General features: G+C 72.1%; 14 protein-coding genes. 8 read left to right on the forward strand and 6 right to left on the reverse strand.

The annotated features are described in order from the left end of the window. Positions 1 to 11 precede the first annotated feature (11 nt). On the reverse strand, positions 12 to 2,282 hold the full coding sequence (locus tag JIW86_RS29220; protein ID WP_257556796.1) for an FdhF/YdeP family oxidoreductase: 2,271 nt from the start codon (positions 2,280 to 2,282) through the stop codon (positions 12 to 14). A gap of 131 nt (positions 2,283 to 2,413) precedes the next feature. Between JIW86_RS29220 and polA the strand changes: the two genes are divergently transcribed. Further along, the gene (gene polA, locus JIW86_RS29225; protein ID WP_257556797.1) at positions 2,414 to 5,137 is read left to right on the forward strand and encodes a DNA polymerase I; all 2,724 of its coding nucleotides are present in this window, start codon (positions 2,414 to 2,416) and stop codon (positions 5,135 to 5,137) included. A 36-nt stretch (positions 5,138 to 5,173) separates the two neighbouring features. Here the strand turns inward: polA and JIW86_RS29230 are convergent, their stop codons facing one another. Further along, positions 5,174 to 6,028, reverse strand: a complete 855-nt coding sequence (locus JIW86_RS29230; RefSeq protein WP_257556798.1) for a DUF4184 family protein — start codon at positions 6,026 to 6,028, stop codon at positions 5,174 to 5,176. A 147-nt stretch (positions 6,029 to 6,175) separates the two neighbouring features. On the opposite strand from JIW86_RS29230, the gene JIW86_RS29235 reads away from it, so the two are divergent. From JIW86_RS29235 to JIW86_RS29245, 3 genes are all read left to right on the forward strand, one after another. Then, positions 6,176 to 7,399, forward strand: coding sequence for a lytic transglycosylase domain-containing protein (locus tag JIW86_RS29235; protein ID WP_257556799.1), 1,224 nt, complete (start codon positions 6,176 to 6,178; stop codon positions 7,397 to 7,399). Between the two features lie 77 nt (positions 7,400 to 7,476). Then, the gene (locus JIW86_RS29240) at positions 7,477 to 7,617 is read left to right on the forward strand and encodes an SPW_0924 family protein (protein WP_215149930.1); all 141 of its coding nucleotides are present in this window, start codon (positions 7,477 to 7,479) and stop codon (positions 7,615 to 7,617) included. Between the two features lie 14 nt (positions 7,618 to 7,631). After that, positions 7,632 to 8,606 (forward strand): DUF3068 domain-containing protein, encoded by a 975-nt coding sequence (locus JIW86_RS29245; protein WP_257556801.1) that lies wholly within the window; start codon positions 7,632 to 7,634, stop codon positions 8,604 to 8,606. On the opposite strand, the gene JIW86_RS29250 is transcribed toward JIW86_RS29245, so the two are convergent. Together JIW86_RS29250 and JIW86_RS29255 are read right to left on the reverse strand one after the other, a co-directional pair. Further along, positions 8,596 to 11,262, reverse strand: a complete 2,667-nt coding sequence (locus JIW86_RS29250; RefSeq protein WP_257556802.1) for an ATP-dependent RNA helicase — start codon at positions 11,260 to 11,262, stop codon at positions 8,596 to 8,598. The two genes, JIW86_RS29245 and JIW86_RS29250, sit on opposite strands and share 11 nt — an antisense overlap. Positions 11,263 to 11,266: 4 nt before the next feature. Beyond that, positions 11,267 to 12,124, reverse strand: coding sequence for a class I SAM-dependent methyltransferase (locus JIW86_RS29255; protein ID WP_215141544.1), 858 nt, complete (start codon positions 12,122 to 12,124; stop codon positions 11,267 to 11,269). A 396-nt stretch (positions 12,125 to 12,520) separates the two neighbouring features. On the opposite strand from JIW86_RS29255, the gene rpsA reads away from it, so the two are divergent. The 4 genes from rpsA to JIW86_RS29275 all read left to right on the forward strand — a co-directional run bounded on the left by rpsA (position 12,521) and on the right by JIW86_RS29275 (position 16,312). Continuing rightward, positions 12,521 to 14,029, forward strand: a complete 1,509-nt coding sequence (rpsA, locus tag JIW86_RS29260) for a 30S ribosomal protein S1 (RefSeq protein WP_257556803.1) — start codon at positions 12,521 to 12,523, stop codon at positions 14,027 to 14,029. A 217-nt stretch (positions 14,030 to 14,246) separates the two neighbouring features. Continuing rightward, the gene (locus JIW86_RS29265) at positions 14,247 to 15,185 is read left to right on the forward strand and encodes a PAC2 family protein (RefSeq protein ID WP_215141548.1); all 939 of its coding nucleotides are present in this window, start codon (positions 14,247 to 14,249) and stop codon (positions 15,183 to 15,185) included. 48 nt (positions 15,186 to 15,233) lie between these two features. Beyond that, positions 15,234 to 15,860, forward strand: a complete 627-nt coding sequence (gene coaE, locus JIW86_RS29270) for a dephospho-CoA kinase (RefSeq protein ID WP_257556804.1) — start codon at positions 15,234 to 15,236, stop codon at positions 15,858 to 15,860. Between the two features lie 50 nt (positions 15,861 to 15,910). Next, a complete protein-coding gene (locus tag JIW86_RS29275) occupies positions 15,911 to 16,312 on the forward strand; it encodes a tetratricopeptide repeat protein (RefSeq protein ID WP_215141553.1) in 402 nt (133 codons plus the stop codon). 29 nt (positions 16,313 to 16,341) lie between these two features. Here the strand turns inward: JIW86_RS29275 and JIW86_RS29280 are convergent, their stop codons facing one another. Next, on the reverse strand, positions 16,342 to 16,599 hold the full coding sequence (locus tag JIW86_RS29280) for a DUF6343 family protein (RefSeq protein ID WP_215141573.1): 258 nt from the start codon (positions 16,597 to 16,599) through the stop codon (positions 16,342 to 16,344). Positions 16,600 to 16,710: 111 nt separating this feature from the next. Continuing rightward, positions 16,711 to 17,322: a hypothetical protein gene (locus JIW86_RS29285; RefSeq protein WP_257556805.1), complete on the reverse strand. Its 612-nt coding sequence runs from the start codon at positions 17,320 to 17,322 to the stop codon at positions 16,711 to 16,713. Between the last annotated feature and the right edge of the window lie 176 nt (positions 17,323 to 17,498).

Below are 17,498 nucleotides of genomic sequence, written 5' to 3' on the forward strand. Positions count from 1 at the left end.
AGGTCGTTCTATCAGGCCGGTTCGAAGCGGATGACGACGGACTTGCTCGCCGGGGTATTGCTGGTGTCCGCGGTGGAGTCGAGCGGGACCAGCACGTTCGTCTCGGGGTAGTACGCGGCCGCGCAGCCGCGGGCGGTCGGGTAGTGCACGACGCGGAAGCCGGGGGCCCGCCGCTCCACGCCGTCCTTCCATTCACCGACCAGGTCCGTGTACGCGCCGTCGGCGAGCCCCAGCTCGGCGGCGTCCTCGGGGTTGACCATCACGACGCGGCGGCCGCCGGTGATCCCGCGGTAGCGGTCGTCGAGGCCGTAGATCGTGGTGTTGTACTGGTCGTGGCTGCGCAGGGTCTGCAGGAGCAGCCGCCCCGCCGGGATGCGCGGGTACTCCACGGGCGCGGCGGTGAAATTGGCCTTGCCGGTCTTCGTGGGGAAGCGGCGCTCGTCGCGCGGGGCGTGCGGGAGCTGGAATCCGCCGGGGCGGGCCACGCGGGCGTTGAAGTCCTCGAAGCCCGGGATCACGCGGGAGATCCGGTGGCGGATCGTCGCGTAGTCCCGCTCGAACTCCTCCCACGGGGTCGTCGAGGCCGTGCCGAGGACGGCGCGGGCCATGCGGGCCACGATCGCGGGCTCGGAGAGCAGGTGCGGGGAGGCCGGGGCGAGGTTTCCCCGGGAGGAGTGGACCATGCCCATGGAGTCCTCGACGGTCACGAACTGCTTGCCGCTCTCCTGGACGTCCTTGTCGGTACGGCCGAGGGTGGGCAGGATCAGGGCGCGCCGGCCGGTGACCGCGTGGGAGCGGTTGAGCTTGGTCGACACGTGCACGGTCAGGGAGGCGCGGCGGATCGCGGCCTCGGTGACCTCGGTGTCGGGGGTGGCGCCGACGAAGTTGCCGCCCATGGCGAAGAGGACCTTGGCCTCGCCGTCGCGCAGGGCCTGGATGGAGCGGACCACGTCGAAGCCGTGCCCGCGCGGCGAGGTGATCCCGAATTCCTTGTCGAGGGCGTCGAGGAAGGCGGGCGCGGGGCGCTCGAAGATCCCCATGGTGCGGTCGCCCTGGACGTTGGAGTGGCCGCGGACGGGGCAGACGCCCGCGCCGGGGCGGCCGATGTCGCCGCGCAGCAGGAGGAGGTTGACGACCTCGCGGATGGTGGCGACGGCGTGCTTGTGCTGGGTGAGGCCCATGGCCCAGCAGACGATGGTGCGCTTCGAGGCCAGGATCATGGCCAGCGCCTGCTCGATCTCGGGCCGGGTCAGCCCGGTGGCGGTGAGGGTCTCGGCCCAGTCCGCTTCCTTGGCCGCGGCCGCGAACTCCTCGTAGCCATGGGTGTGTTCGGCGATGAAGGCCTCGTCGGTGGCGCCGCCCGCCTCGATGACCAGCTTGTTCAGGAGGCGGAAGAGGGCCTGGTCGCCGCCGATGCGGATCTGCAGGAAGAGGTCGGTCAGGGCGGTGCCCTTGAACATGCCGAGGGGGTTCTGGGGGTTCTTGAACCGCTCCGTTCCGGCCTCGGGCAGCGGGTTCACCGAGATGATCTTCGCGCCGGCGGACTTGGCCTGTTCCAGGGCGGAGAGCATGCGCGGGTGGTTGGTGCCCGGGTTCTGCCCGGCGACGATGATCAGCTCGGCCTGGTGGAGGTCTTCGAGGGAGACGCTGCCCTTGCCGATGCCGATGGTCTCGTTCAGCGCGGAGCCCGAGGACTCGTGGCACATGTTGGAGCAGTCGGGCAGGTTGTTGGTGCCGAACTCGCGGGCGAAGAGCTGGAAGAGGAACGCGGCCTCGTTGCTGGTGCGGCCCGAGGTGTAGAACAGGGCCTCGTCGGGGGAGGCGAGGGCGGTCAGTTCCTCCGCGATGACCGCGAAGGCCCGCTCCCAGCTGACCGCCTCGTACCGGTCGCCGCCCTCCGGCAGATACATCGGCTGCGTGATCCGGCCCTGCTGGCCCAGCCAGTACCCGGAGCGCGTGGCCAGGTCGGCCAGCGGGTGCGCGGCGAAGAACTCCGGGGTGACCCGGCGCAGGGTCGCCTCCTCCGCGACGGCCTTGGCGCCGTTCTCGCAGAACTCGGCGGTGTGCCGCTTGTCGCCCTCGGGCCAGGCGCAGCCGGGACAGTCGAAGCCGTCCTTCTGGTTGACCTTGAGCAGGGTGCGGGCGGTACGGGCCAGGCCCATCTGCTGGTGCGCGATCTTCAGCGTGTGCCCGATCGCGGGCAGCCCGGCGGCCGCGCGCTTCGGGGACGCGACCTGCGGCGCGTCCTGTACCGGATCACCTGCGGGCGGCTTGGTGGCCATGGCGCTCCCCTTCGAGCTGTCTGCACGTACGCCTCCGATCCTGTCACGCCCCGCCGACATCGCCGACGCCGGATTTGCCGGGCCCCACAGGCCGTCCGGATTTGTCGGTGGGGGCGCCTAGGATCGGGGGCGTGGCAGAGACAGCATCGAAGAAGACGGACCAGACGACCGCAGCGGACCGCCCCCGCCTGATGCTCATGGACGGGCACTCCCTGGCGTACCGGGCGTTCTTCGCGCTGCCCGCGGAGAACTTCACGACCGCGACGGGCCAGCCGACCAACGCCATCTACGGCTTCGCGTCGATGCTGGCGAACACGCTGCGCGACGAGGCGCCCACGCACTTCGCGGTGGCGTTCGACGTGTCCCGCAAGACGTGGCGCTCGACGGAGTTCCCCGAGTACAAGGCGAACCGCTCCAAGACCCCCGACGAGTTCAAGGGGCAGGTCGAGCTGATCGGCGAGCTCCTCGACACGATGCACGTGCCGCGGTTCGCCGTCGACGGCTTCGAGGCCGACGACGTGATCGCGACGCTGGCGACGCAGGCGGAGGCCCTCGGCTTCGACGTGCTGATCGTCACCGGCGACCGCGACTCCTTCCAGCTGGTCTCCGAGCACACCACCGTGCTCTACCCGACCAAGGGCGTCTCCGAGCTCACCCGGTTCACGCCGGAGAAGGTCGAGGAGAAGTACGGGCTCACCCCGCAGCAGTATCCGGACTTCGCGGCGCTGCGCGGCGACCCGTCCGACAACCTGCCGGGCATCCCGGGCGTCGGCGAGAAGACCGCCGCCAAGTGGATCACCCAGTTCGGGTCGTTCGCGGAGCTCGTGGAGCGCGCCGAGGAGGTCAAGGGCAAGGCCGGGCAGAACTTCCGGGACCACCTGGAGGCCGTCAAGCTCAACCGGGTCCTGACCGAGATGGTCAAGGACGTGGAGCTGCCCAAGACCCCGGCCGACCTGACCCGCCTCCCGTACGACCGGTCCGCCATGCTCGGCGTGCTGGACGTGCTGGAGATCCGCAACGCCTCGCTGCGCGAGCGGCTGCTCGCCGTGGACCCGGGCGCGGCCGAGGAGGAGCCCCCGGCTCCGGCCGCGGCGAGTGTGGAACTGGACGGCTCCGTGCTCGGCGCGGGCGAGCTCGCTCCGTGGCTCGAGGCCCACGCGGGCGCGCCGCTGGGCATCTCCACCGTCGACAGCTGGGCGCTGGGCCAGGGCAACGTCAGCGAGATCGCGCTGGCGTCGGCCGCAGGGGCGGCCGCCTGGTTCGAGCCGTCCGAGCTGGACGAGGCGGACGAGCGGGCCTTCGCGGCCTGGGCCGCCGATGCGGAGAAGCCGAAGGTGGTGCACAACGCCAAGGGCCTGATGCGGGTCTTCCCCGAGCACGGCTGGACCCTGGCGGGCGTCACCATGGACACCGCGCTCGCCGCCTACCTGGTCAAGCCGGGCCGCCGGTCCTTCGCGCTGGACGTGCTGTCCAACGAGTACCTGCACCGCGAGCTGGCGCCGGCCGCCGCCGACGGGCAGCTGGCCTTCGGCGCCGACGAGACGGCCGAGGCGGAGGCGCTGATGGGGCAGGCCCGCGCCGTCCTGGACCTGGGCGATGCCTTCACCGGCAAGCTCGCCGAGGTCGGCGCCGCCGAGCTGCTCCACGACATGGAGCTGCCGACGTCCGAGCTGCTGGCCCGGATGGAGCGGTCCGGCATCGCCGCCGACCGCGACCACCTGGAGGCCATGGAGCAGCAGTTCGCGGGAGCCGTGCAGCAGGCGGTGAAGGAGGCGCACGCGGCGGTCGGCCACGAGTTCAACCTCGGCTCGCCCAAGCAGCTCCAGGAGGTCTTCTTCGGCGAGCTGGACCTGCCGAAGACCAAGAAGACCAAGACCGGTTACACCACGGACGCGGACGCGCTGGCCTGGCTGGCCACGCAGACCGACCACGAACTCCCGGTGATCATGCTGCGGCACCGGGAGCAGGCCAAGCTGCGCGTCACCGTCGAGGGCCTGGTCAAGACCATCGCCGCCGACGGCCGGGTGCACACCAGCTTCAGCCAGACCGTCGCCGCGACCGGACGGCTGTCCTCCACCGACCCCAACCTGCAGAACGTGCCGGTGCGCACCGACGAGGGCCGCGCGATCCGCCGCGGTTTCGTCGTCGGCGAGGGCTTCGAGTCCCTCATGACCGCCGACTACAGCCAGATCGAGCTGCGCGTGATGGCCCACCTCTCCGAGGACGAGGGCCTGATCGAGGCCTTCGCGACCGGCGAGGACCTGCACACCACCGTCGCCTCCCAGGTGTTCGGGGTGGAGCGGTCGCAGGTCGACGCCGAGATGCGCCGCAAGATCAAGGCCATGTCGTACGGGCTCGCGTACGGGCTGTCCGCGTTCGGGCTCGCCCAGCAGCTGAACATCGAGCCCGCCGAGGCGCGCGGCCTGATGGAAACCTTCTTCGAGCGCTTCGGCGGGGTCCGCGACTACCTCCAGCGCGTGGTGGACGAGGCCCGCGCCACCGGCTACACGGCGACGGTCTTCGGCCGCCGCCGGTACCTGCCCGACCTCAACAGCGACAACCGCCAGCGCCGCGAGGCCGCCGAGCGGATGGCGCTCAACGCCCCGATCCAGGGCACCGCCGCCGACATCGTCAAGGTCGCGATGCTGCGCGTGGACCGGGCGATCACGGCGGCCGGGCTGAAGTCGCGGATGCTGCTCCAGGTCCACGACGAAATCGTGCTGGAGATCGCCCCGGGCGAGCGGAAGCAGGTCGAGGAGCTGGTGCGCCGCGAGATGGGCGCCGCCGTCGAGCTGCGGGCCGCGCTGGACGTGTCCGTGGGCGTCGGCTCCGACTGGGAGTCCGCCGCGCACTGACCCGCCCGCGCAGGGTTCACCGGACGCCCGTCCCCGCTATGCGGTGGGGACGGGCGTTCGCACGTCCTCCCGCGTACTGCCGGCGCGGTCGCCGCGGTGCCGGACCCGTACGAGGACCCCGTACAGCAGCAGGGCCACGGCGAGGCCGCCGCCCGCCCCGAAGCAGACGGTCGGGATGATGTCGAGCGGCGTACGGATCCGGTCGAAGAAGGTGAAGAAGCGGATCATGCGCATCGTGACCCCGGCCGCCACGCACACCACGAGCAGGGCGAGCGCACACCCGATCTCGGCGCGGGTCAGCACCGGCACGGACGCGGGAACCGGAGAGGGCGGCAGCCGGCGCAGGGCGGTCGCCGTGAACCAGAGGAGGGCGCAGGCGGCGATCGCCGAAGTCCCGTACTGGAGGTACGAGTAGAGGGGCAGGCCGAAGGCGAGCGGCTCACCGAGCTCGGGCAGCGCGTTCGTCCCCCAGCGGTCCAGGTGCGTGAAGCTGTCCCACACGACGTGCGTGAGGGAGCCGACGACCGCCGAGAGGTAGAACCAGAGCGCGAGCGAGAGCAGTTGGCGCCCCCGCCAGTGCTCGCCGCGCACGAAGGCGTGCACACGGCCCCGCCAGGCGCGCGGCAGGAGTGCGATCAGCGGCTCGCGCAGCAGCAGCCAGCACGCCACGAGGGCGGCCGTGAGCGCGGCGTCGGCGGTGAGCACACCCGGCAGCGAATGCGTGAACGTGCCGTACGACATGACCCCCTCGACGACCGCGTCGGCGAAGTAGAACGTGTCCGGCGCGAACGATCCGAGGACCAGCGCCGAGGCGACCAACGGCCCCCGCGCCCGCCCGGTCCGGCGCACGGCCGGAAGGACGGCGGCCGCATGGCTGAGGGTGAACGGCATGGCACTTCTCCTGGATCTTGTCGGTCCGGCCAGTATGCGCGACCTGCACGGGACGTGGGGATGTGGTGAATTCCACCCCATCGTGCGTGCCCCGTGCAGGCAGTTGACGTAGGGTCACGCGGACGTCGAGGGGGAGGGGTCCGGCTCATGTCGGCTCGAATATTCGGACGTAGGCTGCGCAGGGGCGCGGCGGCAGCCCTGGTCTCCGCGCTGGTGGTCGCCGCGGTGACCGCCTCCCAGGGGCCGGCCGGCGCCCGCGCGGAGCGGATCTCGGCGGCAGGGGAGGGCGGCCCGCAGCCCCTCCCGGAGGCCGGAACCGGAGGGGACACCTCCTACTTCACCGAACTGCCGCCGCTGGTGAGCCCCGAGCCGCCGGCGGTGGTGCTGCCGGACGAGCAGCCTTCCGCCCCCGCCGAACAGGCCGCCGGGACCGTTCCGGCGGTCGTGGACGTGGCCGTGGGCCAGGGCGCGCAGGGGATACCGGCGAGCGTGCTCGCCGCCTACCTGCGGGCGGAGAAGACGGTGGGGGAGAGCGACGCCCGCTGCGGGCTGCGCTGGCAGCTGCTCGCGGCGATCGGCAAGGTCGAGTCCGGGCAGGCGCGCGGCGGGCAGGTGGACGCGTCCGGGACCACGGTGCGGCCGATCCTGGGCCCCGTGCTCGACGGCAACGGCTTCGCGAACATCCCGGACACGGACGGCGGGGCGTACGACGGGGACGCCAGGTACGACCGGGCGGTCGGGCCGATGCAGTTCATCCCCTCCACGTGGGCGGCCTGGGGCCAGGACGCGGACGGCGACGGGCGGCGCAACCCGAACAACGTGCACGACGCGGCCCTCGCGGCCGGCCGGTACCTGTGTGCGGGCACCCGGGACCTGCGGGTGGAGGCGGACCTGGACCGGGCCGTGCTCTCCTACAACCACTCCGCGGAGTACCTGCGGACGGTGCGGTCCTGGTTCACGTACTACCTCAAGGGGACGCACGAGGTCCCGGACACGGGGGGCACGCCCGCGCCCGCGGTGACACCGCCGAAGCCGGACCCGAAGCCGAGCCCCACTCCCACACCTGCGCCGACCCCGTCGCCGACACCCACGCCGACCCCGTCACCGAAGCCGACACCCACGCCGACGCCTACTCCGACGCCGAGCCCGACTCCCACGCCGACTCCCACCCCCACCCCCACCCCCACGCCGACTCCCACCCCCACGCCGAGCCCGAAGCCCACGCCCAGCCCGTCAACGAGCCCCTCCCCGACGGCCACCACGACGGCGAAGCCCGGACCCAGGCCTTCCCCGTCCACCTCGCCGTCCGGGTCTCCGTCCGCGTCCCCGTCACCCACGCCGGCGGCGACCGGCCCGGGGGAAACCCCGTAGTCGAACGGTTCTCATCTCGCCTCCGCGTTGCTACGGTGCCTCCGCCCTGACGCCCTATCAGATTCCGGAGGCCCGGCATGCGCGCATTCATCGCCGCCGCCAGCGGGCTCGTCCTCGCGGTGCTCCTCGTCCTCGCCATCACGGCGCTCGGGGCGCCCGAAGGCAAGACCTCACCCAAGCCCCTGCTCACCACCGCGCCCCCCGCGCCCGGAAAGTAGAGGAGGGCCCGGCCATGCGACGCAGAGCGAGCCTTGTCCTGCTGGCCCTAGCCGTGTTCTGCGCGGCCCTCGCACCGCTGCTGCGCTGGTACGCGTACCCGCGGCTCGCCAAGATCCCGCCGAACCAGTACCAGGAGATGGTCCTGGAGGCGAAGGACGCGACCCTCCTCGACTACTTCAACGGCATGCAGCCCAAGAAGGTCGACAAGGTCACCATCGTCCAGACCCTCAAGGGCAACGTCGAGGCGTCGAAGGAGATCGAGGCGAGCGCCGGCAAGGACGTCGTCGTCTGGGACACGCTGACGCACATCATCGACCCGGACGGGAAGATGGTCTCCCAGATCCCCGAGCGCTACATCTTCGACGCCCACACCCAGGACCCGGTGCACGCCACCGGCGAGATGGTCGACGGGGACGCCGTCAAGCGCGAGGGCATCGAGTTCAAGTGGCCGTTCTTCACCGAGCCGCGCGACTACCTCTACTTCGACGCGCAGACCCGTACCTCCTCGCCGATCCACTACGTCGGCCCGCGCACGTACCGGGGCATGGAGGTCTACTACTTCGAGCAGACCGTCCCGTGGACCAAGGTCGCCATGCCGAAGAAGATGCCGATCGAGGGCATCGACCCGGCGACCATCGAGCAGACCACCGGCACCACCCTCTGGTACACGACGAAGGCGATGTTCTGGGTCGACCCGGTGACCGGGGCCCCCGTCAACGCCGAGCAGGAGATCCGGCAGGAGATGCGCGGCGGGATCGCGGCGAGCGGCCCCGACGGCAAGCTCACCGCCTTCGCCGGGCACGTGAAGATGCGCGAGGACTACGCGAAGTACACCTTCGACCTGGTCGCCTCGAACCGTACGAAGGTCCTCGCCCTGCACACCTACGCCCCGATCGGCCTGGCGGCCGGCGGCCTGGTGCTCCTCGCGCTCGCGCTGTGGCTGGAGGCGAGGAGCCGACGCGGTCCGCAGGAGGAGCTCAGCGCCTGAGCCGGGCGTTGGTGTGGCGGGTGGGCTCGGCGGTGGACGGGTCCTCGGGCCAGGGGTGCTTGGGGTAGCGGCCGCGCAGCTCGGCACGGACGGCCCGGTAGCCGCCCTGCCAGAAGGAGGCGAGGTCGGCGGTGACGGCGGCGGGCCGTCCGGCAGGGGAGAGGAGATGGACGAGTACGGGCACACCCGCGACCTTGGGGGTCTCGGCCAGCCCGAACAGCTCCTGGAGCTTGACGGCGAGCACCGGCTGCTCGGCGGAGTAGTCCACCCGGATCCGGGATCCGCTGGGCACCTCCAGCCGTTCCGGAGCCAGCTCGTCCAGCCGGGAAGCCTCGCCGGTGGCCCACGGCAGCAGCCGGTTCAGGGCCTGACCGGCGTCGATCCGCCCGAGGTCCGCCCGGCGCCGGGCCCGCGACAGCTCGGGCTCCAGCCATTCACCGGCGCGGTCCAGCAGGGCGCCGTCGTCCGTCACGTCGGGCCAGGCGCCGCCGAGCGTCCGGTGCAGGAAGCCCAGCCGGGCCCGCAGCTGCCGGGCGTCCGGGGACCAGCGCAGCAGGCCGAGCCCCTCGGCGCGGAGTCCGTCGAGCAGCGCGGCCCGTACGAGGGCCGGGTCGGGCTCGCGCAACGGGCGGGTGGCGAGCTCGATGGCCCCGAGGCGTGTTGCTTCGCGGGCGACGAGCTCCCCGTCCTCCCAGTGCACCTCTTCTCCCTGGTTCCGCAGGTGGTCGGCGGCGGCCAGGGCGGTGTCCTCGTCGATGACGGCGGCGAGCCGGACGCGGGCGGATGCGGAGTGCGGGGGCCTGTCGGCGACGGCCACGGCCAGCCAGGGTGCGCGGCGCAGCGGCGACCCGTCACGGAGCTCGGCCCCGGTCCCGGAGGCCATGAGGAACGCCCCCTCACCCTTGGCCTTGGCCACCCGCTCCGGGAACGCCAGGGCTGCGACGAGCCCGGCCGCGGCGTCGTCACTGGGGCTCCGCCCCAGACCCCGCGCCTCAAACGCCGGCGGGGCTGGATTTTGGCCGCGGCCGCCCGCACTTTCAGCCTCGCCGGCGTTTGAGGCGCGGGGGTCCGGGGCGGAGCCCCGGGAGCGGCGCCCGGGGTCGCAAGCCCCGGTTTCGGGAAGGGGCGGGGTGGGGGAATCGCCCCGCGCAGCGGACTCCAGGCGGCGGGCTTCCGTGCGCCAGCGGGCCGCGTAGGCGTCGCCGCCCCGGCGGGCCGAACGCCAGGCCGCGGCCAGGTCGTCCCCGTACTCCCGCGGCGGCTCCTCGCTGAGCAGCGCCACCACCTCCGCCGCCCGGCGGGAGCCGACGGCCGAGGTCCCGTCCAGCAGGGCCCGCGCCAGCCGCGGGTGCAGCCCCACCCGGGCCATCCGCAGCCCACGCGGGGTCGGCCGCCCGGCGCCGTCCACCGCGCCGACCGCCACCAGTACCTCCCGGGCCGCGGCCATCGCTCCGGCGGGCGGCGGGTCCAGCAGCGCCAGACCGGCCGCGTCCGGGTCGCCCCAGCAGGCCGCCTGCAGCGCGAACTGCGCCAGGTCCGCGATGCGGATCTCCGGCGCCGGGAAGGAGGTGAGGCGGGCGTCCTCGGCCTCCGTCCAGCAGCGGTACACCGCGCCCGGCGCCTCACGCCCGGCCCGGCCGGCCCGCTGGCGCCCGGCCGCGCGGGAGGCCCGTACGGTCGCCAGGGCACCCAGCCCGCGGGCATGGTCCATCCGGGGTTCGCGGGCAAGCCCCGAGTCCACCACCACGCGCACGCCGGGCACGGTCAGGCTGGACTCCGCGACCGCCGTCGCCAGGATCACCCGGCGGTGATCCGAGGCCGTCAGCGCCGCGTCCTGCACCGCGGCCGGGGCCCGTCCGTGGACCTGGAGCACCTCCGCGTCCACACCGCCCAGCTGCCCGGCCACCCGGGCGATCTCCCCGACGCCGGGCAGGAAGCACAGGACGTCGCCGGAACGTTCCGCCAGCGCCCGCCGCACCACCGAGGCCACGTGCGTCAGCTGCGCCGGGTCCACCCGCATCCCGTGCGGGGGCTTCACCGGCCGGGCCGGCGGGGCCCAGACCGTCTCCACCGGGTACGAGACCCCCGCGGCCTCCACCACCGGCGCGCCGCCCGGACGGCCCTGACCCAGCACCCGCGACCACCCGGCCGCATCGGTCGTCGCCGAAGCCGCCACCAGCCGGAGCTCGGGGCGCAAGGTCTCCCGTACGTCCAGCAGGAAGGCGGCGACGGTGTCCGCGTCCAGGTGCCGCTCGTGGCACTCGTCCAGGATCACCAGGTCCACGCCGGCCAGCTCCTGGTCCCGCTGGAGCCGCTGCAACAGCACACCGGTGGTGACCACCTCCACCACCGTGTCGCGGCCCACCACCCGCTCCCCGCGCACCGTGAAGCCCACCGAGCCGCCGACGGCCTCGCCCAGCAGCCAGGCCATCCGCCGCGCGGCCGCCCGGGCGGCGATCCGCCGCGGCTCGGCGACGACGACCCGCTGCCGGGGCCCGCCACCCATCAGCCCCGCCAGTACCAGCGGCACCAGCGTTGTCTTGCCGGTGCCGGGCGGGGCGCAGAGCACGGCGGCGCCGTGCTCGTCCAGGGCCGAGACGAGCGCGGGCACGGCCTCCCGTACGGGAAGGGAGTCGAGGGCGGCCTGGCGGATCAAGGGATCAGTCCCTCTCGCATACGAAGATCGCCGTGCCCGGGATCAGGTTGCCGCGCAGCGGGGACCAGCCGCCCCACTCCTGGCTGTTCCACTCGGGCCACTCCGGCTCGACCAGGTCGACCAGGCGGAAGCCGCCCGCCACCACGTCGCGGACCCGGTCGCCGATCGTGCGGTGGTGCTCGACGTACACGGCGCGGCCCTGTTCGTCCTGCTCCACGTACGGGGTGCGGTCGAAGTAGGAGGCTGCGACGGACAGCCCCTCGGGGCCGGGCTCGTCGGGGAACGCCCAGCGGATGGGGTGGGTGACGGAGAAGACCCAGCGGCCGCCGGGGCGCAGCACGCGGCGCACCTCGCGCATCACGTTCACCGGGTCGGCGACGAAGGGGACGGCTCCGTAGGCGGAGCAGGCCAGGTCGAAGGAGGCGTCGCGGAAGGGCAGCCGCCCGGCGTCGGCCTCCACGAGGGGTACGTCATCGCCGATGCGCAGGGCGTGCTGGAGCTGGCGGTGGGAGAGGTCGAGGGCGACCGGGCGGGCGCCCTGGGCTGCGAGCCACCGCGAGCACTGGGCGGCGCCGGCACCGATCTCCAGGACGTCCTTGCCCTTGAGGGAGGCGGCGGGACCGAGGAGGGCAGCGTCCGCCTCGTCGAGCCCCTCGGGCCCCCATACGAAGCGGTCGTCGCCGAGGAAGGCGCCGTGCTCGCTCTGGTACTCGTCGGCGTTGCGGTCCCACCAGCCGCGGCTGGCCCGGCTGCTCTCCGCTTCCCCGGCGTCACGCCGGGTGGCCTCGGCGTCGTCGGAGCCGTCACCGGACCCCGGATCGGCGTCGTACGCGTCTTCGGGGGCGTAGTCCTCTTGGTTCATGGGGCCCGTCGTCGTAGTCTGCGAATGTCTGTGGATGTCTGTGGATGCCCGCGGCTGGCTGTGGCTCGCCGTGGAAAGTGGCAGGGAAGTGTCATCAGAGCTTCCCCGCCCACGAATTGTGCCGGTTATACGGCGATCCGCCGGAGGTGTCCGCCTTCGCGCATTGACCGTGTCCGGCTGCCCCCGTATGCTACAAGTTGCGCTGCGAGCCTGTGCTCCTCAGACCTAGCAGGCTGCGCTTGTATCTGTTGATGTCCCCTCGGTTTTCGGGGCCCCGCCGCTCTTCGCGGAAATGGGGGTCTCCTTGGCTGTCCGGCTTCATCGGCAGATGCCGATAAGGGCTCCCGGCGTAGCAGTACCTACGACTTTCTGTCCGTAACCGGAGCCCTTACCCACATGACGAGCAGCACCGAGACCACCGCCACCACCCCGCAGGTTGCGGTCAACGACATCGGTGACGAGGAAGCATTCCTCGCCGCGATCGACGAGACGATCAAGTACTTCAACGACGGCGACATCGTCGACGGCGTCATCGTGAAGGTCGACCGGGACGAGGTCCTGCTCGACATCGGTTACAAGACCGAAGGCGTGATCCCGAGCCGTGAGCTCTCGATCAAGCACGATGTCGACCCGAACGAGGTCGTCAAGGTTGGCGACGAGATCGAGGCCCTGGTTCTCCAGAAGGAGGACAAGGAAGGCCGTCTGATCCTGTCCAAGAAGCGCGCTCAGTACGAGCGTGCCTGGGGCACGATCGAGAAGATCAAGGAAGAAGACGGCATCGTCACCGGTACCGTCATCGAGGTCGTCAAGGGTGGTCTCATCCTCGACATCGGCCTCCGCGGCTTCCTGCCGGCCTCCCTCGTCGAGATGCGTCGCGTCCGCGACCTCCAGCCCTACGTGGGCAAGGAGCTCGAGGCGAAGATCATCGAGCTGGACAAGAACCGCAACAACGTGGTCCTGTCCCGCCGCGCCTGGCTCGAGCAGACCCAGTCCGAGGTTCGCCAGACGTTCCTCACCACCCTGCAGAAGGGTCAGGTCCGCTCCGGCGTCGTTTCCTCGATCGTCAACTTCGGTGCCTTCGTGGACCTGGGTGGCGTCGACGGTCTCGTCCACGTCTCCGAGCTGTCCTGGAAGCACATCGACCACCCGTCCGAGGTTGTCGAGGTCGGCCAGGAGGTCACCGTCGAGGTTCTCGACGTTGACATGGACCGCGAGCGTGTCTCCCTGTCGCTGAAGGCGACGCAGGAGGACCCGTGGCAGCAGTTCGCCCGGACCCACCAGATCGGTCAGGTCGTCCCGGGTAAGGTCACCAAGCTGGTTCCGTTCGGTGCGTTCGTCCGCGTGGACGAGGGCATCGAGGGTCTGGTCCACATCTCCGAGCTGGCCGAGCGCCACGTGGAGATCCCGGAGCAGGTCGTCCAGGTCAACGACGAGATCTTCGTCAAGGTCATCGACATCGACCTCGAGCGTCGCCGGATCTCGCTGTCGCTGAAGCAGGCCAACGAGTCCTTCGGTGCCGACCCGGCCTCGGTCGAGTTCGACCCGACCCTCTACGGCATGGCCGCGTCGTACGACGACCAGGGCAACTACATCTACCCCGAGGGCTTCGACCCCGAGACCAACGACTGGCTCGAGGGCTTCGACAAGCAGCGCGAGACCTGGGAGACCCAGTACGCCGAGGCGCAGCAGCGCTTCGAGCAGCACCAGGCTCAGGTCATCAAGAGCCGCGAGGCCGACGAGGCCGCCGCTGCCGAGGGTGCTGCCGCCCCGGCCGCCGGCGCCAGCGCCGGTGCGGGCATCTCGGGTGGTTCGTACTCCTCGGAGTCGGACGAGACCTCCGGCGCCCTGGCGTCGGACGAGGCCCTGGCCGCGCTCCGCGAGAAGCTGGCCGGCGGCCAGAGCTGATCGCAGCGCGCATCACACTCCGGTGTGAGCCGAGCTGGTTGAGCTGAACGACAAGGCCCGTCCCCTTCGGGGGGCGGGCCTTGTCGCGTTGCCCCGCCCTCCTGCGCCCCATCGGCCCCTTGATCCGTTGCGTTCGCGTGAAACCGGCCAACTGGGGAATGGTGGAGCCTCCTTGCACGTTCTTGGCAGAGAACGCGACGAGGGAGGAGTGGTGACGGTGCTTGATCCACAGGGTCTGTACGAATGGGACGCCAAGGGCCTGGCGGTGGCCGACCTGGCGCTCGCCCAGGACTCGGCCGGGCTGGTCATGCTGTACCACTTCGAGGGGTACATCGACGCGGGTGAGGCCGGGGAGCAGATCGTCGAGCGGCTCCTGGACACCCTGCCCCACCAGGTGGTGGCGCGGTTCGACGCGGACCGGCTGGTGGACTACCGGGCCCGCCGCCCGCTGCTGACCTTCCAGCGCGACCACTGGACGGAGTTCGAGGAGCCCCTGCTGGAGGTCCGGCTCGTCCAGGACGCCACCGGAGCCCCCTTCCTGCTGCTCTCCGGCCCCGAGCCGGACGTGGAGTGGGAGCGGTTCACCGTCGCCGTCCGGCAGATCGTCGAGCGCCTCGGCGTGCGGCTCTCGGTCAACTTCCACGGCATCCCCATGGGCGTCCCGCACACGCGGCCCGTCGGCATCACCCCCCACGGCAACCGCACCGACCTCATGCCGGGCCACCGCAGCCCCTTCGACGAGGCGCAGGTTCCCGGCAGCGCGGAGTCGCTGGTGGAGTTCCGTCTGGCCCAGGCCGGGCACGACGTGCTGGGCGTCGCCGCGCACGTACCGCACTACGTCGCCCGCTCCCCGTACCCGGACGCGGCGCTGACGGTGCTGGAAGCGATCACGGCGGCCACCGGGCTCGTCCTGCCCGCCGTGGCGCACGCCCTGCGCACGGAGGCGCACCGCACGCAGACGGAGATCGACCGGCAGATCCGGGAGGGCGACGAGGAACTGGTCAGCCTGGTCCAGGGACTGGAGCACCAGTACGACGCGGCCGCCGGAGCCGAGACCCGGGGGAACATGATCGCCGAGCCTGCGGAGATCCCGTCGGCGGACGAGATCGGGCGCGAGTTCGAGCGGTTCCTCGCCGAGCGCGAGGGCGAGAACTGAACGCAGGGGGCTGTGGGGGCGTCGGGGGCGGCGTCTAGGCTGAACAACATGCTGAAAGTGGGCCTGACGGGCGGAATCGGTGCCGGCAAGAGCGAGGTCTCGCGACTGCTGGCGGGGTACGGGGCGGTCATCGTGGATGCCGACCGGATCGCGCGGGAAGTCGTCGAACCCGGAACGCCGGGGCTCGCGGCCGTCGTGGCGGCCTTCGGGGAGACGGTGCTGACCCCGGAGGGGACGCTGGACCGTCCGAAGCTGGGGTCGATCGTGTTCGCCGACCCGGCGAAGCTCCAGACCCTCAACGCGATCGTGCACCCGCTGGTCGGGGCCCGGTCGGCCGAGCTGGAGGCCGCTGCGGGGGCCGACGCGATCGTGGTGCACGACGTACCGCTGCTCACGGAGAACGGCCTGGCGCCGCTGTACGACCTGGTGGTCGTGGTGGACGCGGCGCCGCGGACGCAGCTGGCGCGGCTGACCGCGCTGCGCGGGATGGCCGAGGAGGAGGCACGGGCCAGGATGGCCGCGCAGGCCACGCGGGAGCAGCGGCTGGCGGTGGCGAACCTGGTGATCGACAACGACGGGCCGCTGGAGATGCTGGAGCCGCAGGTGCGCAAGGTGTGGGCAGAGCTCACCGCGCGTGCGGCGCAGTCGGTGCACCCGGTGCACCCGGCGGAATAGCGGGCGCAGGGCGAGGCGTTGAACGCGCCCGTAGAGGGAAGGAACCGATCGTGTCCGACACCACGCCGCACTCCTCGTCTTCGTCGTCGCCCCAGTCGGCGAGCCCGGAGACGCACGTCATCGACTTCCGGGCCGCCGAGCAGCTGCTCGCCGCACGCGACCCGCGGGGCGCGGTCAAGCTGCTCGACTCGGTCATAGCCGCCCACCCCGAGAACACGGCCGCCCGGCTGCTGCGCGCCCGGGCCTTCTTCGCCGCGGCCCAACTGCGCCCGGCGGAGCTGGAGTTCGAGCTGGTACTGGAGCGGGAGCCGGACAACGCCTTCGCCCACTTCGCGCTGGCCCGCACCCACGAGCGCTCCGGCCGGCCCGAGCAGGCGCGCAAGCACTTCCGGCTGGCCGCAGCCCTCGACCCGCAGCCGGAGTACCTGGAGGCGGCCCGCTTCGAGCAGTAGCCCCGGGGCGGGACGCCCTAGTGCTGTGACTAGTGATGCGGCGGCTCGTACGGGGGGATGTCGGGGCCGGGCTGGTAGTGCGGGCCCTGGTGGATGTGGTGGAGGACGACCGCGAGGTCCACGGCCGCCAGCAGCACGACCGCCCCGCAGGCCGCCGCCCATCCGGGACGGCCGGCCAGCGCGAACGCGACCGTCCCGGCGGCGGCCCAGATCAGCCCCCACAAGCTCAGCCAGAACCGCAGCCGCAGCGGACTGCGGGCGGTCACCGGCTCGTTCCCGGAACGCATGGTCATCGCCTCATGTCCATGGTCCCACTCCGGCCGGCGGGAGGCCGGGCTACGGGCTGCGGCTTCGGGCTTCGGGCTGCGGGCTACGGGCTACGGGCTACGGGCTACGGGCTACGGGTTGAGCTTGTTCACGGCCTTCGTGGTCGTCTTCTTGAAGTCGGCGACGGGGGCGTGGGACAGGTTGCCCATCTGGCCCCACTGCACGACGGTCACCGTGGAGCCGTCGCGTCCGATGCCGTAGAGGTGGACGCCCGGCTCGGATTCCGGGATCGAGGTGTGCACCCCGTAGACGTGCGCGCCCTCCTCTACCGGGAGCTTCCCGTAGTCCTCCCACGAGGCGGTGCCGCCCGGGGTCGTCCGCAGCCAGTCGGCGGCGCAGGCGGCGACCTTGCGTTCCAGGGTGGTGGCCAGCTTCGCGGCGGCCGTGGCGGAGGCGGCCCGTACGGAGATCTGGACGGCGCCGGTGTCGAACTCCGTGCCGAACGTGCGGTGCCAGCTGCCCTGCGCCGGAAGCACATCCTCCAGGCAGAACGGCGCGAACTCCGGGAGCCCCTGGGTGACCTGGCCCGCGTACCAGGGGGAGGTGGGGTGCGGCGGCAGGTCGGTGCCGTTGATGAACCCGGGCGCGGTGGCGGCCGTGGCGGTGGTCGACGCGGTCAGGGCGAGGGCGGCGGCTGCCGCGAGGGCCGCGAAGGCGGTACTGGTGGCGGTGCGTCGGAACATGGTCGGTTCTCCCCGTTTCCTTCGTGTGGCGGTGTGGCGGTGTGGCGGTGTGGCGGTGCGCTGGTGCACTGGTGCGTTGTCGTGTGTGAAGAGCCTTTCCCCGGGCCGGGGTGTCGGGCGACGGATTGCGGCACATTCGGGACACTGGAATGGCCGTACGTGCTGTCACCTGGGGG

It is taken from the genome of Streptomyces sp. NBC_00162, from assembly GCF_024611995.1.
Lineage (GTDB): Bacteria > Actinomycetota > Actinomycetes > Streptomycetales > Streptomycetaceae > Streptomyces.

Bases quoted from the DNA above. Each gene is read 5' to 3' on its own strand.
- JIW86_RS29230 (WP_257556798.1), bottom strand. From the start codon at position 6,028: ATGCCGTTCACCCTCAGCCATGCGGCCGCCGTCCTTCCGGCCGTGCGC.
- rpsA (WP_257556803.1), top strand. From the start codon at position 12,521: ATGACGAGCAGCACCGAGACCACCGCCACCACCCCGCAGGTTGCGGTC.
- coaE (WP_257556804.1), top strand. From the start codon at position 15,234: ATGCTGAAAGTGGGCCTGACGGGCGGAATCGGTGCCGGCAAGAGCGAG.
- JIW86_RS29245 (WP_257556801.1), top strand. From the start codon at position 7,632: ATGCGACGCAGAGCGAGCCTTGTCCTGCTGGCCCTAGCCGTGTTCTGC.
- JIW86_RS29240 (WP_215149930.1), top strand. From the start codon at position 7,477: ATGCGCGCATTCATCGCCGCCGCCAGCGGGCTCGTCCTCGCGGTGCTC.
- JIW86_RS29280 (WP_215141573.1), bottom strand. From the start codon at position 16,599: ATGCGTTCCGGGAACGAGCCGGTGACCGCCCGCAGTCCGCTGCGGCTG.
- JIW86_RS29235 (WP_257556799.1), top strand. From the start codon at position 6,176: ATGTCGGCTCGAATATTCGGACGTAGGCTGCGCAGGGGCGCGGCGGCA.
- JIW86_RS29285 (WP_257556805.1), bottom strand. From the start codon at position 17,322: ATGTTCCGACGCACCGCCACCAGTACCGCCTTCGCGGCCCTCGCGGCA.
- JIW86_RS29255 (WP_215141544.1), bottom strand. From the start codon at position 12,124: ATGAACCAAGAGGACTACGCCCCCGAAGACGCGTACGACGCCGATCCG.
- JIW86_RS29220 (WP_257556796.1), bottom strand. From the start codon at position 2,282: ATGGCCACCAAGCCGCCCGCAGGTGATCCGGTACAGGACGCGCCGCAG.